Raw genomic sequence first — 14,853 nt, 5'->3', positions numbered from 1 at the left:
CTCAGTCGTCGGCCTCGAGTTCATCTCCTGGCAGTGCGCCGGGCAACGAGCGTTGGGCGTTTCCACGAGGGTCACTGGCGCGCTACCTGGTAAAACGGCTGCTGCCGCCTATCCTTGTCCTCGTCGTTCTGGATCTGATCGCTACCTGGGTCATCAGTCATAAGCTGGATATGGCCGGGTGGATGCTGGAGGACTTCTTTTGGCTGATGGTCGGCGGACAAGCTGTGCTGGTCGCCGTCTTTGCCTTTGTGATCGTGCAGGGCGTGCGCTCCGGCCTGCGGTCGGTCAACCATCTGTCCGAAGAAATCCGTCAGCGTTCGATCGACGATATGCAGCCCTTGGAAGTCGCTGGCGTGCCGGCGGAGATCGAGCCGCTCGTGCGGCATACCAATGACCTCTTGTTGAGGCTGGACGCATCGCTTGCCGCGCAACGTCGATTCATCGGCCACGCGGCCCATCAACTGCGCACCCCGTTAAGCGGGCTGCGCATGGAATCCGAGCTCATGCTCTCACGGCCGCTGCCCGACGATGTTCGCGTGCGCGCGCAGCGCATCAAGGCGGTCAGCGATCGCATGATCCGATTGGGTCAGCAGTTGCTGGTGTTGGCGCGCGCCGACCCCAATGCGCGCCCTCAGGATAGTTTTGTCCGTATCGATCTCTGCGATTGGGTGAGGGCGAGCGGCGCGGAATGGATCCCTCATGCCCACGCCGAGCATTTCGCAATCGATCTGGTAGCGCCTGATCATCCGGTGTGGATCGATGGCGATCCGTTGCTGTTGGACGAGTTGCTGGGCAATCTGATCGACAATGCCGTGCGCTACGGCAACGATACGGGCCGCATCACGCTGACCGTGGGCGAGAATCCGCCGACCTTGGTCGTCGAGGACGATGGCCCGGGCATACCGCCCGAGGAACGCGAGCGGGTCTTCGAGGCCTTTTATCGTTCGCCGGGCAATGGCGCGGGCGGGTCCGGACTGGGCCTGGCGATCGTGCGCGAGATCGCCCACGCCCATGGCGCCTGGTGGAAGCTGACAAGCCGGCCCGAGTACGCGGGCACGCGTTTATCCGTGGTGTTTCCGGGGCCCCGCAAAGGGGCGCAGTTGACTCGGCAGGATCGTACATCCTGAGCGATTGGAGGTCCGATGAGTTCGACTGGGCAGGATCCCGCGGTGTCCACCGCGCATGCGTCGACTAAGCACGCCGCGCTGATGCTGGGTGCGCTTGGCGTGGTTTATGGTGATATCGGCACCAGTCCACTCTATACCCTGCGCGCGTGTCTGGCCGGCTTCGATCGGGTCGAGCCACATCATGTACTCGGTGTGCTGTCGATCTTGTTCTGGCTGCTCATGCTGGTCGTGTCGTTCAAGTATGTGATGCTGGTGCTGCGAGCCGATAACCGGGGCGAAGGCGGCACCTTGGCGCTATTGGAGCTGGCGGTGCGTGGACGGGCAGGGCGCGCGCGTTTGCTGCTCGTGGTCTTGGGTATTTTTGGTGCGGCGCTGTTCTACGGCGACAGCATCATCACGCCGGCCATATCGGTGTTATCCGCACTGGAGGGCATAGGCGTCGTGTCGCACAGGCTGGATCCGTGGGTCGTGCCGCTAGCGTTGCTTGTGTTGCTGGTTTTATTTTTGATACAGCACCAAGGTACAGGTGCGATGGGGCGGCTGTTCGGGCCGGTGATGGCGGTGTGGTTCGCGACGATGGCTGCGCTGGGTCTGAGGCAAATTGTGCATGCCCCGCAGGTATTGGAAGCGTTGAATCCCCTGATCGGCCTGCAGTTCATTGCAGAGTTCCCAGGACGCAGCTTTGTGCTGCTCGGTGCCGTGGTGCTGGCCTTGACCGGCGCCGAAGCCTTGTACGCGGATATGGGTCATTTTGGCAGGCAGGCAATCCGACGCGCCTGGTTCTCGATGGTGTTGCCGGCGTTGGGGCTTTGCTATTTTGGGCAGGGCGCATTGCTGCTGCAGGACCCGACGGCGATACGCAATCCCTTTTTTCTGATGGCGCCGCAGTGGGCGTTGGTGCCCTTGGTGATGCTGGCGACGGTAGCCACCGTCGTCGCGGCGCAGGCGGTGATTTCCGGGGCGTTCTCGGTAACGCGTCAGGCGATCCAACTCGGGTATTGGCCACGCATGCAGATTCTGCACACCTCTGCCGCAGAGAAGGGGCAGATCTATCTGCCGCAAGTGAACGCGTGGCTCCTGGTGTCGGTGTTGATTCTTGTGCTGGTGTTCCAGAGTTCTGAAAATCTCGCCGCAGCCTATGGCTTTGCCGTGACCGGGACGATGCTCACGACTACCCTGCTGGCGTTTACGGTGTTGCCGCGCGGCTCGACTGGCATGCGACGCGCGTTGTGGCTGAGCGCGCTTGGCGTTTTCCTGCTGGTGGATCTATTGCTCTTCAGCGCGAATGCGGCAAAGATTCACGAAGGCGGATGGCTACCCTTGATGGTGGGCATCGTGATGTTTTCCTTGATGATGACCTGGCGCCGCGGGCGACAGCTTTTAGCCTTGCGACACCAGCGCGATCAGGAAGCGCTACCCGCGTTTCTGGAGCAGTTGCAGCAGCATCCGCCGGCGCGTGTACCAGGGACGGCAGTCTTCTTGACGATGACGCCTGGCAGGGTGCCCGCCGCCTTGCTGCATAATCTGAAGCACAACAAGGTGCTGCACGAATACACGGTATTTCTCACGCTGGAAGTCGTGGACGTGCCCTACGTGTCGGATGAAGAGCGATTCCTGGTCGAGCCTGTGGGCATGGATAGCTGGCAGATCGCCGTGCACTATGGCTTTAAGGAAGACCCGAACGTGCCGCATGTGCTCAGACTGATCTCCGAGGCGTATCCGGAAATCGACCTGGAGCCGATGCGTACCTCGTATTTCTTATCGCGCCAGACGATTGTGGCCGCGCGTCAGCCGGCCATGGGGCGCTGGCGCATGGGTGTATTCTCGTTCATGGCACGTAATGCCATGCGCAGCACACTGTTCTTCAAGATCCCGCCCAATCGCGTGGTGGAAATGGGCATGCAGGTTGAGATCTGAAGCGAGTCTGCGGGTAAGAGACCAACGATCGCCCTGACGCTGTAAAACAAACGGCCGCTCACCCGAAGGTGGCGGCCGTTATGTCTGCGCTTGTGAGCTTGCGCGTTTACTTCTTGCCAGAGTCCTTCAACTGAGGCAGCGCCGTGCCCGACGAGGCGAGCAAGCCAGTCTGCACGTACGTGAAGAGCTTGGCGCGCGTGTCGGTAATGTCCAGGTTACGCATCGTCAGCTGGCCGATACGGTCGGCCGGCGTGAAGGGTGCGTTCTCGACTTTTTCCATCGACAGGCGCTCGGGCGCGTAGGTCAGGTTGGGCGATTCGGTGTTCAACAACGAATAGTCGTTGCCCCGGCGCAGTTCCAGCGTGACTTCGCCCGTGACCGCGCGCGCGACCCAACGCTGAGCGGTTTCGCGCAGCATGATGGCTTGCGGATCGAACCAGCGGCCTTGGTACAGCAGACGGCCCAGCTTGCGGCCGTTGTCGCGGTATTGCTCGATGGTGTCTTCGTTATGGATGCCCGTGACCAAGCGCTCGTAGGCGATGAACAGCAGCGCCATGCCCGGGGCTTCGTAGATGCCGCGGCTCTTGGCTTCGATGATGCGGTTCTCGATCTGGTCGCTCATGCCCAGGCCATGACGGCCGCCGATGCGGTTGGCTTCGAGCATCAGTTCGACCGGGTCGGCGTATTCGACGCCGTTGAGGGCGACCGGTTGGCCTTCCTCGAAGCGGATGGTGACTTCCTCGGCCTTGACCTCGACGTCATCGCGCCAGAATGCCACGCCCATGATGGGCTTGACGATGCGGATGCCGGAGTTCAGGTGTTCTAGGTCCTTGGCTTCGTGGGTCGCGCCCAGCAGGTTCGAATCGGTCGAGTAGGCTTTTTCGGCCGACATCTTGTAGTCGAAGCCCGCCTGACGCATGTACTCGGACATCTCGGAACGGCCGCCGAGTTCGTCGATGAAGCGCTGGTCGAGCCAGGGCTTGTAGATCTGCAGGTTGGGGTTGGTGAGCAAACCGTAGCGATAGAAGCGCTCGATGTCGTTGCCCTTGAACGTGCTGCCGTCGCCCCAGATGTTGACGTCGTCTTCTTTCATGGCGGCCACGAGCATGGTGCCCGTGACGGCGCGGCCGATAGGCGTGGTGTTGAAGTACGTCAGGCCGCCGGTCGAGACGTGGAAGGCGCCTGCCTGCAAGGCGGCGATGCCTTCGGCCACGAGCTGTGCGCGGCAGTCGATCAAACGGGCTTTTTCAGCGCCGTAGGCCAGGGCCTTGCGCGGGATCTCGTCGTAATCGGATTCGTCAGGTTGACCGAGGTTGGCAGTGTAGGCGTAGGGGATGACGCCATTGTTGCGCATCCACAGCAGGGCCGCGCTGGTATCCAGGCCGCCCGAAAAGGCGATGCCGACTTTCTGGCCGAGGGGCAGATTGGGAAGAATTGTGGTCATGGTGTGATCTAAAGCGCCTACGGGGACGTATAGGACGAAACAAAAGGGCGACGGAGAGGCAAGGCCAGAGGCCCACGAAGGGCCGGGCATCGCTGCCGAATCGGCCATTTTAGCGCGTTTGCATGCGCATCGCGGGCACCGTCATGCCATGCCCGCGCGCTGCGTCGATTAATCGATCTTGCCGAGCAGCAAGAATTCCATGAGGGCTTTTTGCACGTGGAGGCGGTTTTCGGCTTCGTCCCAGACCACGCTTTGCGGGCCGTCGATGACTTCGCCGGTGACTTCTTCGCCGCGATGGGCGGGCAGGCAGTGCATGAATACCGCGCTCGGATCGGCCACGGCCATCATTTCGGCATCGACGCACCAGTCGGCGAAGGCCGCGCGGCGGGCTTCGTTTTCGGCTTCGTAGCCCATGCTGGTCCAGACGTCCGTCGTCACAAGATGCGCGCCACGGCAGGCCTCGACCGGGTCGGAGAACTGGCGCAGCACCGTTTCCGGCGGATTGCCGATACGGTTGGCCTCCAGCTCGTAGCCGGGCGGGGTGGAGACGTGCAGCGTAAAGCCCAACATCTCGGCTGCTTGCAGCCAGGTGTAGGACATGTTGTTGGCGTCACCGATCCATGCCACCGTCTTGCCGGCGATGGACCCGCGATGCTCGATAAACGTGAAAATATCGGCCAGGATCTGGCAGGGGTGGTACTCGTTGGTCAGGCCGTTGATGACCGGCACGCGCGAATGCGCGGCGAAACGCTCGATTCGGGTCTGCTCGAACGTGCGGATCATGACGATGTCGACCATGCGCGAGATCACGCGCGCCGTGTCTTCGATCGGCTCGGAGCGGCCCAACTGCGAGTCATTTGAGGTAAGGTTGATGACCGAGCCGCCCATTTGATACATGCCGGCCTCGAACGACACGCGGGTACGCGTGCTGGCTTTTTCGAACACCATCGCGAGGGTGCGATCGTGTAGCGGCATATGAGGCTCGTAGCGTTTGAACTTGTCCTTGATCAGGCGAGCGCGATCGAGCACATAGGCGATTTCGCTAGGGGAAAAATCCCGAAACTGCAGGAAGTGCCGCAAGGGGCCGGTCTGGTGCGAAGGCAATGTCATGGTGCAAGAGGGCAAGGCCAAAACATCAATCATATACAATTCGCGGCGCGGGTCACATCTTTGTCGTTAGTCCCATCTGATGCTGCACACGGGGTCCGCGGTGAAAAATTCATGACAGATCGCGTCAAACAATTCGTTATTCATGGCGTCACAGAGAGTGGCGCCCGTTTCCGACCCAGTGATTGGGCCGAGCGCCTGGCCGGCGTCATGGCCCAGTTTCGGCCGCCTGGCACGACCGGCAGTCACCTGACCTACTCGCCTTATGTGCTGCCAACCTTGATCGATGGGGTGCGGGGTATCGTGGTCGATCAGCGGCTGCGCGAACTGGAGCCGCTGGCATATAAATTCGTCGTGGACTTCGCTCGCGACAACAATCTGAAAACCGAAGAGCGCGAGGTCTGAGTTCCAGACGGGGCTCCTCGTCATTTGTTGCCCTGGGTGAGGGGCGCAGCGCACCTGCACGCCCTTGGCGAATGCGAATTTTTTCCGTGATGCGATAGCTCTTGGCGAGCTATCGCATGTCGTGGCAATTATTCGACCGGCGTGACCAGTTTGCCGCTCTGGAAGAATGACGCCAGGTTTTCCAGCATCAGGTCTTCCATCGCCATGCGGGTCTCGTAGCTTGCGCTGCCGATATGCGGCAAGAGCACCGTGTTATCGCTGTCGATGAGTGCTTCGGGCACGTTGGGCTCGAACTCGAATACGTCCAAGGCGGCGCCGCCGAGCTTGCCGCTTTCGAGTGCAGCGATCATCGCTTGTTCATCAATCACAGGACCGCGCGCGATATTGACGATGATGCCCTTGGGGCCTAGCGCTTCGAGGACGTCTTTGTTGACCAAGTGGCGGGTCTCGGGGCCGCCGACCGTGGCGACGACGAGGAAATCCGCCCATGCGGCGAGGTCAACCAGCGATGCCTCATAGCCGTAGGGCACGTCGGTGCGCTCGCGACGGTTGTGATAGCGCACGTCCATGTTGAACCCTTTGCCGCGTTCGGCAATGGCTTGGCCGATACGGCCCAGACCGACAATGCCCAGTTTCTTGCCGCTGACGCGGATGCCCAGCGGAATCGAGCCATGCACCTGGCCCCAGCGGCCCGCGCGCACGAAACGGTCGCCCTGACTCATGCGGCGGGCGCCCGCGATCATCAGACCCCAGGCGAGATCGGCCACGCAATCGGTCAACACGTCCGGCGTGTTGCTGACCACCACGCCACGCGCTTGCGCGGCCTTCAGGTCGATGGTCTCGTAGCCAACGCCCCAGCTGCAGATCGCCTTGAGATCGGGTAGCGCATTGATTAGCTCAGCGTTTGCGCCCATGTTGGCGGAGGTCACCATGGCGGTGATGCCCCGACCGTGCTCGGCCAGCGCGGCCAAGGCCGCGCTGCGATCGCCGTAGCTCCAAAACTCAAACACGTCGTAATCTTTGGCCAACCGTTGGTTGGCAGAGGGGGAGCCGGACAGAGAGCCGACCTGAAGAATGCGTGGCTTGGTGGTCATGTCGTTGCGGTTAAGGGTCGAAAAAGTCAATGCTACTGGATTATTGGCGCATTACTGCAATTCAATGCCGCCGTCTTTGATTACCTTTTTCCAGCGGGCGACTTCTTCTTTTTGGAAGGCGGCGAACTCCTCGGGGGTGTTCGCGACCACCTCAAAGCCCAGGCCTTGGAGCGTCTTGGTCACGCCGGGTTCTTGCAGCGTTTCGCGCAATGCGCTGGACAATTTGTTCACGACAGGTTCGGGCGTGTCCTTGGGCACGGCAAATCCTTGCCAGGAATAGACCACCATGTCTTTAACGCCAGCTTCCCCGAGGGTGGGCACGTCGGGCAGTTCGGGCGAGCGTTTTTCGCCGGTGATGGCCAATGCTTTGAGCTTGCCGGCCTGCACGTGTTTCTGGACCGCGCCCAAATTCTGGAACGACACGTTGACCTGTCCGCCCATCAGGTCGGCAATCGCCGCGCCGCCGCCGCGATAGGGCACGTCTACGCCAGTGGTGCCGGTGCGTTGACGGAAGAGGATGGCGGAAAGGTGATCCGATGAGCCGGTGCCCGAGGAGGCGTAGGAAACCGCCCCGGGATTTTTCTTGGCGTATTCGACTAGTTCGGCAACCGTGTTGGGAGGAAAGGAAGGCGGAGCAACAAGGATGTTGGGGTTGCGCACGGCCTGCGTGAGATACGTGAAGTCTTTGCTGGGGTTGTACGACAGCTCTTTGTAGAGGGCCTCGTTGATCGCGAACGTGCCGATAGAGCCCACCATCATGGTGTAGCCATCGGGCGTGGAACGCGCCAACGCCTGCGCGCCGATGGCGCTATTGGCCCCGGGCTTGTTCTCGGCGACAAAGGTCTGCCCCAGCCGTTTCTGCATGCCCGGCAATACCGCGCGGGCGGTAATGTCGGAAGAGCCGCCCGGCACGAATGGCACGATGACGGTGACGGGCTTATTGGGATAGTCGTCCGCGTGAACGGTGGCGGTGCCGAGCAGGGTGACGCCAGCCGTGGCCAGCGCGAGGATGGTTTTTTTCATAGTGTCTCCGGGAGCGCGCGCATTGCGCATCTTGTTAAACAAACACGATCATTGAAGGTATGCTTGTCAACCAAGTATACTTTTTTGATCGGATAACGTGGGCGTTGCGCGGTAGGATTTTGGCAGTACATACCCTAGTGTGAGTCGATACTCGCAACCGAATAACAATACGTGGAGACAGTGGGATGAAGACCAATTTTGGACAGGCGGATGCCAATTCGGCTCGCGAGCCAAGGGATCATGCCGATGCGGGTGTGATCGATCCGAATCGACGTAAATGGTTAGCAGGCGCGGGTGCCGTGGCGGTGACTTTTCCGACATTCGCGCGCGCCTGGCAGCCCGCGCAAGCGTATCCCGATCCCGCAATTGAAATACTGGACCCGGCATTTGAGTCCTATCGTCTCTTTAACGCGGGCATCGAGCGTATCGCCACGGGCATGCGTTGGAATGAGGGCCCGGTATGGTTCGGTGATGGACGTTTCCTGTTGTGGAGCGATATTCCGAACGATCGCATCATGAAGTGGGAAGCCTCCACGGGTGCGGTCAGCGAATTCCGCAAGCCTTCTAACTTCGCGAATGGGAATACGCGGGATCGTCAGGGTCGTCTGGTGACTTGCGAGCATCTGACCCGTCGCGTCACGCGTACGGAATACGACGGCTCGATCACAGTATTGATGGACAGCTATGACGGCAAGCCGCTGAATTCGCCCAACGACGTGATTTGTCATTCCGATGGATCAATCTGGTTCACGGACCCGCCATTCGGGATTGGCGGCTACTACGAGGGCCGCAAGGCGACAGCAGAATTGCCGCATTCGGTGTATCGCATCGACGCGGAAACGGGCAAGGGCGAGGCGATTATCACGGACCTGAAAGGGCCCAATGGATTATGTTTTTCGCCCGATGAGTCGTTGTTGTATGTGGTCGAAGGCCGCGCCACGCCGAATCGTTTGATTCACGTGTATGACGTGCTCGAAGGTGGTAAAAATCTGGGCAATCGTCGCGTCTTCCTTGACGCTCAGGGCGGCACGATAGACGGCATGCGTTGTGACGTGGATGGCAATTTATGGTTGGGCTGGGGCATGGGCGAGGGTAAAGACGGCGTGATGGTGGTATCGCCGCAGGGCAAACGCATCGGTCATATCCATCTGCCCGAGCGCTGCGCCAATCTGTGTTTTGGCGGCGAGCATCGCAATCGTTTATTCATGGCATCGTCGCATTCGATATATGCCTTATACGTGAACACGCAAGGCGTGGCGGGTGGCTGAAAAAACAATGTCGACCAAGCGCAAACCCACGCAAACCGCCGCTGACGCGGCCACGAAGCCGACGCAGGCCGATGCGGTAGTAGGCGTCGCGGCGCTCGATCGTGGCCACCGCGTGCGTTTGGCCGACCAGCTCTACGGCAGGATCTTCGAACAGATTGTCGAGGGCCATTTGAATGTGGGTGACAAGCTGCCCTCGGAACATGAAATCTGCGACCGGTTTAGCGTTTCGCGGCCGGTGGTGCGCGAGGCATTGCTACGGCTGCGCGCCGATGGCTTGATCACGGCGCATCAAGGACTGGGCACCTTCGTCAGTCATCAGCCGGCGCCGCGCCTGAAAACTTTTAGCGATGTGGGCAATGTCAGCGCGTATTTGCGCGCGCAGGAGATCCGTGTGGCGTTGGAGGGCGATGCTGCGCGGCTGGCGGCCTTGCGACGTACCGATGACGAACTGCACCACATTGCCGAGGCGCATGAGGCGTTTTTAGAAGAACTGGAGCATGGGCATGTGTCCGCGAGTACGGATCTGGCGTTTCATGCCAGCATCGCCCAAGCGACAGGCAACGATTATTACTTGGGCGTGCTCGTATCGATACACGAATCCATCAGCGGGTTCATGCGGCTGACGCTGAATCTCACGCGCACGGGGTCGCGCCAGCGTGCGCAACGGGTGGCCGACGAGCACAGCGCCATCCTTGCCGCGATACGCGAGCAGGACGGCGAGCGCGCGCGCATCGCGATGCAGTTCCATTTGGGGCAAGCGCGTCATCGGCTGGTGGATCGGGAGCGGGATCAATAATCAAGGCCGTGCGTGCAATCGCAGGTCGGCGTTTTAGACGACATAGAGCGGACGATGCGTCCGGAGGAGAGGAGTGTGCAGGTTGATAGTCGTCAGGTGAAGCATGTGCCGGTCGAGCGCGTGCGATTACAGATTTACCGCGTGCTGACACAGTGGGGCATGCCCGAGGATTTGGCCGGGACCACGGCCGATCTCATGGCGGAAACGGATTTGCTGGGGATAGATTCGCACGGCATTTCGATGTTGCCTGCGTATGAAAACAAGCTGCGCGCAGGCACCTTGCAGATTGGTTCGCGACCGCGTGTGGTGCGCGATAGTCTGTGCACGGCGGTGCTCGATGGTATGGCGGGTTTAGGCTATCCCGTATCTGCCCAAGCCATGAATCTCGCGGTCGACAAGGCGCTCGAACATGGCGTAGGCGCGGTCTCGGTGCGAAATTCTCATCACTTTGGCGCAGCGGGCGTCTATGCGCGCATCGCGGTGCGGCGGGGTGTCGTGGGTCTGGTGACCAGTAGCGCAACGACGCTCATCATGGTGCCGACGCATGGCGCGGCGCCCATGCTTGGCACCAACCCGATTGCGTTTGCCGCACCCACGGCGCGCCACGAGCCTTTCGTGCTCGACATGGCCACCACGACCGTGGCGGCCAACAAAGTGAAGGTCTACGATTTTCATGGCAAGACCTTGCCCGAGGGCTGGGCGGTGGACGACAAGGGGCGCAGCGTCACCAACGCGGCCGAAGCCATGGGCTATATCTTCGAGCAGCGCGGCGGCGGTTTGACGCCGCTGGGTGGCACGCCGGCGATGAGTAGTCATAAAGGCTATGGCTTGGCCATGATGGCGCAGATTCTTGGCGGCACGCTCAGCGGCAGCGCCTTGGCCGCTAGCCAAATGGCTACCCGCAAGCCTGGGGACCCGGACGACATAGGCCATTTTTTCCTGGCGCTCAATCCCGAGGCGTTCCGTGATTCCGGTTCCTTCACCGAGGAGCTTGACGACGCTATCGATACGCTGCACAAGACGCCGCGAGCCGATCCCGCCAAACCCGTGCAGGTGGCTGGTGAGGTCGAGGCGCAAGAGCGCGCGCGGCGCGAGAACGAGGGGATTCCGATTCCACCGGCGCTGGAGGCCAAGCTGCGCGCGATCTGCGAACGCAGTGGCGTGGAGTATGTGCTGTCGGGCGATTGATCGCCCCGGCCCCGACAACAACGAGGGCGAATCCAGCTCTCGATAATTAAGGAGATGACATCATGAAAATGAATAAGAAAGCGTTCCACCCGAGCCGTCGTGCGGCAATTTCCGTCATGGGACGTGGGCTGGGCGCAGCCGCCCTGGCGCTGTCGATGACGGCGCTGGGTACGGGTGCGGCATTCGCGCAGGACTGGCCGAACAAGCCCGTGCGCCTCGTCGTGCCATTCCCGGCTGGCGGCAGCACCGACGCGGTCGGCCGCCTGTTGGCCGCGGAGCTGGCGAAAGACCTCGGTCAGAACGTTATCGTGGAGAACAAAGGTGGCGCCAACGGAAACATCGGCTCGGATGCCGTGGCGAAATCCGAAGGCGATGGCTATACCCTGCTGCTCTCCGGCGTAGGCTCGAACGCCATCAATTATTCGATCTACAAGTCCATGCCGTATAGCGACAAGGACTTCAAGCACGTGTCCTTGCTGGCTCGCGGGCCTAATGTCTTGGTGGCAAATCCCGAGTTTCCGGCCAAGACGTTCAAGGAATTTATCGAGCTGGCCAAAGCCGAACCGGGTAAATACACGCACGCCAGCTCGGGCAGTGGCTCATCGGGTCACCTGGCGATGGAAATGCTCAAGCAAGCCGCCGGCATCGACTTGATGCACGTGCCATACAAGGGAGGCGCCGCCGCGATTACCGACACGATTGGGGGCCGCGTTTCGGTGCTGTTTTTGAACCAGGACAACCTGCTGCCGCAGGTGCAATCCGGCAAGCTGCGCGCCCTGGCGGTGGCCAGCGAGAAGCGCAACCCCGCCTATCCGGATACGCCCACCATCGCGGAATCGGGTTACCCGGGTTTCGCGGCGGAGTCCTGGTTTGGACTGTCTGCCCCGGCTGGTACGCCTGACGCGGTGGTCGACCGCTTGAATAAGGCGACCGTCAAAGCCTTGTCGAACCCGGAACTGCGTAACAAGCTCGAAAGCGTGGGCTTTGTCATCGTCGCCAGCAATCCGCAGGAATTTTCTACCTTTGTCTCGAACGAGATCGATAAATGGGGCAAGGCGGCCAAAGAATCGGGCGCAACGCTCGATTAACGCCAAGTCCAACCGTTTCAAGGAATCAACATGACTTCACCCGTGCCTAATCGTTTTCGCCAGCAAATCCTGGCGCGCGAGCGGCTGATCGGTTTTTGGATGTGTATGTCTAACCACCTGACCGCAGAGTTGGCGGGCCTGGCGGGTTACGACTGGCTGTTGGTGGATGGGGAACATTCACCTAACGAAATCTCGCTGATGATGCAGCAGTTGCAAGCGCTGCAGGGTAGTAACAGCGCAGCGGTCGGGCGGCCGTCGTGGAACGATCCGGTCGAGATCAAGCGGATGCTGGACATCGGGTTTTACAACCTGCTCATCCCCTTCATCGAGTCCGGCGACGATGCGCGCCGTGCCGTGGCCGCTACGCGCTACCCGCCGCAAGGTATGCGCGGTGTGGCGGGCATGCAGCGTAGCAACCGCTACGGCACGGTGCCTGATTATCTGCACACCATTAACGACAATATCTGCGTGCTGCTGCAGATCGAAAGCCGCGCTGGTGTCGAGGCGGTGGACGATATTGCATCGGTGGAAGGGGTGGATGGCGTCTTTATCGGCCCTTCGGACCTGGCCGCTGGTCTGGGGCATATCGGTAATCCGGGGCATCCAGAGGTTCAGGAGGCAATTCGCCATCTGTACGAGCGCATCACCGCCCATGGCAAGGCTGTGGGTACCTTGGCGCCAGTGCCGGCGGACGCCCGCCGCTACCTGGACATGGGTATGCACTTCGTGGCCGTAGGCACCGATCTGGGTGTGTTCAAGCAAGCCACGTTCGCATTACGCGAATCGTTCGCGAAGTAAGCGAGGACGCTCCCGGCTCATGTGGGCCGGGGGCGATAGGTCCTGGGCTCTGAAAGCCGCAAAAAAACCTACGCAGCAATAACAAAAGGATGCCCAAAGGCATCCTTTTGTTTTGCCGTATTCATGCAGCCCTGCGGAGCAGGGACAGCAGAATGGCTTAAGCCAGCGCCTTGATGGCAGCGGCCAGGCGGCTCTTGTGGCGAGCAGCCTTGTTCTTGTGGATGATGTTCTTGTCAGCCACGCGGTCGATCACGCTGGTGGCTTTCTGGAACACCTCACTAGCCGCCGCCTTGTCGCCGGCTTCGATCGATTGGCGTACGCGCTTGATGGCGGTGCGCAGCATCGAGCGCAGGCTGGAGTTGTGCTTGTTACGCTCGACGGATTGACGAGCGCGCTTGCGGGCTTGGGCGGTATTGGCCATGTGTGAATAAATTAAGTGAATTCGGCAAAGTCCAACATTTTAGCAACTTTACCGGGGATTGCAAGAGGGTTCACTCGGTCTAGGGCGTTTGGCGGCGCGACGAGCACTTTCGCGCGCGCTCAATAGACGCCATTAAGACGTCGACACCGAAATCGTCGTCAACCAGCGAGTGTAACGCTGTATTGAGATCGGAAGTTGCTCGGCCATCGTTTGTAGCGTCCCCTCGACGTCGTCCAACGAATACTCGCCGAACACCGGCAGTCCGCCCGCCGAGGTGGTGACGCGCAGCGCGCCGAAGTAGTAGGGACGTAGGGCGTTGAGGACTTCGCTTAAGGTCGCGCCTTGGGCGATGATTCGTCCTTGCTCCCAGGCGGCACGATTCGCCAGCTCGCGGCTCGGTTCGCCCAGGCGCTCGCTGTCGAACCGTATGCCCATCCCTGGCTCTAGCACAGTGCGCATGCCAGAAAGCGTCTCCACGGCTATCGGTGCATTGTGGGCGACCACCAGCGTGCGAAACGTCTGCTTGCGCACCATGTACCGGGCGCCTCCCGAGCGAATCATGCCCTCGGGCGTAATCGTGAGGAAGGGGCGCGCTTCATCGACCGCCGACACGGCGACCGCGCCGCTTTGCAAGGTCAGCTGCCGCAAAGACTGGGTGAAATTCAAATCGACCGCACTGCGTGCATCCAGGAGCAGATGGCTGCCGTCAGACAGCGTGTAGCGACGGCGTTCGCCAAAACCGGTAGAGGCGTCCGACAGCAAATTGCGCAACGGATAGATTTCGTTGCCCGCATAGGCGGCTGCCCCCACGACGGAGCAAGCGGCCGCGGCAGCAAGGAAACGACGGCGACTTCTCTCGGGGCGAACCGCGTCCGCCACGGAGCCGAAGCCGTCGTGGATCTGTTCGAAACTGGAGCCGTCCACGCGCATAGCCAGGTTTTTCCAGGCTTGCAGATGCGCGGGATCGGCATCACGCCATGCACGGAATGCCGCGTAGTCCTGCTCTGTAGCCTGACCCGAGCGCAGCAAAGAGAGCCAATGATTAGCTTGGTTCGCCAGCATGGATGTACTGCTAAAGGGAGGAGGAAGTCCCATAAGCGATCCGTAACTGGGGTTTATTCGTAAAATTTTGAAGCAGTTTACTCGGATTATGTACCAGAGTATGAATCCAGTTAGA

Annotated in this window: 14 protein-coding genes; 8 read left to right on the top strand and 6 right to left on the bottom strand. The window is 60.7% G+C overall.

Translation table 11 applies throughout. The features are described 5' to 3' along the window. The first annotated feature begins 101 nt into the window (after positions 1-101). Both GOQ28_RS14220 and GOQ28_RS14215 read left to right on the top strand, forming a co-directional pair. Positions 102-1,127 (top strand): ATP-binding protein, encoded by a 1,026-nt coding sequence (locus tag GOQ28_RS14220; protein ID WP_160349120.1) that lies wholly within the window; start codon positions 102-104, stop codon positions 1,125-1,127. A 15-nt stretch (positions 1,128-1,142) separates the two neighbouring features. Then, on the top strand, positions 1,143-3,044 hold the full coding sequence (locus tag GOQ28_RS14215) for a potassium transporter Kup (protein ID WP_160356909.1): 1,902 nt from the start codon (positions 1,143-1,145) through the stop codon (positions 3,042-3,044). Positions 3,045-3,150: 106 nt separating this feature from the next. Here GOQ28_RS14215 and argG read toward each other — a convergent pair whose 3' ends face one another. Beyond that, the gene (gene argG / locus GOQ28_RS14210; protein WP_160349107.1) at positions 3,151-4,488 is read right to left on the bottom strand and encodes an argininosuccinate synthase; all 1,338 of its coding nucleotides are present in this window, start codon (positions 4,486-4,488) and stop codon (positions 3,151-3,153) included. Positions 4,489-4,656: 168 nt separating this feature from the next. Beyond that, complete coding sequence (gene argF / locus GOQ28_RS14205; protein WP_160349119.1) at positions 4,657-5,598, bottom strand: ornithine carbamoyltransferase; 942 nt, start codon at positions 5,596-5,598, stop codon at positions 4,657-4,659. A gap of 111 nt (positions 5,599-5,709) precedes the next feature. Between argF and GOQ28_RS14200 the strand changes: the two genes are divergently transcribed. Next, complete coding sequence (locus GOQ28_RS14200) at positions 5,710-6,000, top strand: DUF3579 domain-containing protein (protein WP_160349106.1); 291 nt, start codon at positions 5,710-5,712, stop codon at positions 5,998-6,000. Positions 6,001-6,128: 128 nt separating this feature from the next. Here GOQ28_RS14200 and GOQ28_RS14195 read toward each other — a convergent pair whose 3' ends face one another. Both GOQ28_RS14195 and GOQ28_RS14190 read right to left on the bottom strand, forming a co-directional pair. Then, the gene (locus tag GOQ28_RS14195; protein WP_160349105.1) at positions 6,129-7,094 is read right to left on the bottom strand and encodes a 2-hydroxyacid dehydrogenase; all 966 of its coding nucleotides are present in this window, start codon (positions 7,092-7,094) and stop codon (positions 6,129-6,131) included. Positions 7,095-7,145: 51 nt separating this feature from the next. Next, a complete protein-coding gene (locus tag GOQ28_RS14190) occupies positions 7,146-8,117 on the bottom strand; it encodes a Bug family tripartite tricarboxylate transporter substrate binding protein (RefSeq protein ID WP_160356908.1) in 972 nt (323 codons plus the stop codon). Between the two features lie 185 nt (positions 8,118-8,302). Between GOQ28_RS14190 and GOQ28_RS14185 the strand changes: the two genes are divergently transcribed. From GOQ28_RS14185 to garL, 5 genes are all read left to right on the top strand, one after another. Beyond that, positions 8,303-9,385 (top strand): SMP-30/gluconolactonase/LRE family protein, encoded by a 1,083-nt coding sequence (locus GOQ28_RS14185; RefSeq protein WP_160356907.1) that lies wholly within the window; start codon positions 8,303-8,305, stop codon positions 9,383-9,385. Positions 9,386-9,392: 7 nt separating this feature from the next. Continuing rightward, positions 9,393-10,181, top strand: a complete 789-nt coding sequence (locus tag GOQ28_RS14180; protein WP_160356906.1) for a FadR/GntR family transcriptional regulator — start codon at positions 9,393-9,395, stop codon at positions 10,179-10,181. A 75-nt stretch (positions 10,182-10,256) separates the two neighbouring features. Continuing rightward, a complete protein-coding gene (locus tag GOQ28_RS14175; protein WP_336603781.1) occupies positions 10,257-11,369 on the top strand; it encodes an Ldh family oxidoreductase in 1,113 nt (370 codons plus the stop codon). A 116-nt stretch (positions 11,370-11,485) separates the two neighbouring features. Next, positions 11,486-12,457: a Bug family tripartite tricarboxylate transporter substrate binding protein gene (locus GOQ28_RS14170; RefSeq protein WP_160349117.1), complete on the top strand. Its 972-nt coding sequence runs from the start codon at positions 11,486-11,488 to the stop codon at positions 12,455-12,457. 30 nt (positions 12,458-12,487) lie between these two features. Then, positions 12,488-13,255 (top strand): 2-dehydro-3-deoxyglucarate aldolase, encoded by a 768-nt coding sequence (gene garL, locus GOQ28_RS14165; protein ID WP_160349101.1) that lies wholly within the window; start codon positions 12,488-12,490, stop codon positions 13,253-13,255. 157 nt (positions 13,256-13,412) lie between these two features. Here the strand turns inward: garL and rpsT are convergent, their stop codons facing one another. Together rpsT and GOQ28_RS14155 are read right to left on the bottom strand one after the other, a co-directional pair. Beyond that, on the bottom strand, positions 13,413-13,676 hold the full coding sequence (gene rpsT / locus GOQ28_RS14160) for a 30S ribosomal protein S20 (RefSeq protein WP_094821746.1): 264 nt from the start codon (positions 13,674-13,676) through the stop codon (positions 13,413-13,415). Positions 13,677-13,808: 132 nt separating this feature from the next. Further along, positions 13,809-14,738: a DUF4880 domain-containing protein gene (locus tag GOQ28_RS14155; protein WP_336603780.1), complete on the bottom strand. Its 930-nt coding sequence runs from the start codon at positions 14,736-14,738 to the stop codon at positions 13,809-13,811. Positions 14,739-14,853 lie beyond the last annotated feature (115 nt).

This window comes from Bordetella sp. 02P26C-1, assembly GCF_009763255.1.
Classification (GTDB): domain Bacteria; phylum Pseudomonadota; class Gammaproteobacteria; order Burkholderiales; family Burkholderiaceae_B; genus Bordetella_A.
Note: the sequence above shows the minus strand (reverse complement) of the source record. Positions and strands in the feature narration are given on the sequence as shown.

Bases quoted from the DNA above. Each gene is read 5' to 3' on its own strand.
- GOQ28_RS14215 (WP_160356909.1), top strand. From the start codon at position 1,143: ATGAGTTCGACTGGGCAGGATCCCGCGGTGTCCACCGCGCATGCGTCG.
- argG (WP_160349107.1), bottom strand. From the start codon at position 4,488: ATGACCACAATTCTTCCCAATCTGCCCCTCGGCCAGAAAGTCGGCATC.
- argF (WP_160349119.1), bottom strand. From the start codon at position 5,598: ATGACATTGCCTTCGCACCAGACCGGCCCCTTGCGGCACTTCCTGCAG.
- GOQ28_RS14200 (WP_160349106.1), top strand. From the start codon at position 5,710: ATGACAGATCGCGTCAAACAATTCGTTATTCATGGCGTCACAGAGAGT.
- GOQ28_RS14195 (WP_160349105.1), bottom strand. From the start codon at position 7,094: ATGACCACCAAGCCACGCATTCTTCAGGTCGGCTCTCTGTCCGGCTCC.
- GOQ28_RS14190 (WP_160356908.1), bottom strand. From the start codon at position 8,117: ATGAAAAAAACCATCCTCGCGCTGGCCACGGCTGGCGTCACCCTGCTC.
- GOQ28_RS14185 (WP_160356907.1), top strand. From the start codon at position 8,303: ATGAAGACCAATTTTGGACAGGCGGATGCCAATTCGGCTCGCGAGCCA.
- GOQ28_RS14180 (WP_160356906.1), top strand. From the start codon at position 9,393: ATGTCGACCAAGCGCAAACCCACGCAAACCGCCGCTGACGCGGCCACG.
- GOQ28_RS14170 (WP_160349117.1), top strand. From the start codon at position 11,486: ATGGGACGTGGGCTGGGCGCAGCCGCCCTGGCGCTGTCGATGACGGCG.
- garL (WP_160349101.1), top strand. From the start codon at position 12,488: ATGACTTCACCCGTGCCTAATCGTTTTCGCCAGCAAATCCTGGCGCGC.
- rpsT (WP_094821746.1), bottom strand. From the start codon at position 13,676: ATGGCCAATACCGCCCAAGCCCGCAAGCGCGCTCGTCAATCCGTCGAG.
- GOQ28_RS14155 (WP_336603780.1), bottom strand. From the start codon at position 14,738: ATGCTGGCGAACCAAGCTAATCATTGGCTCTCTTTGCTGCGCTCGGGT.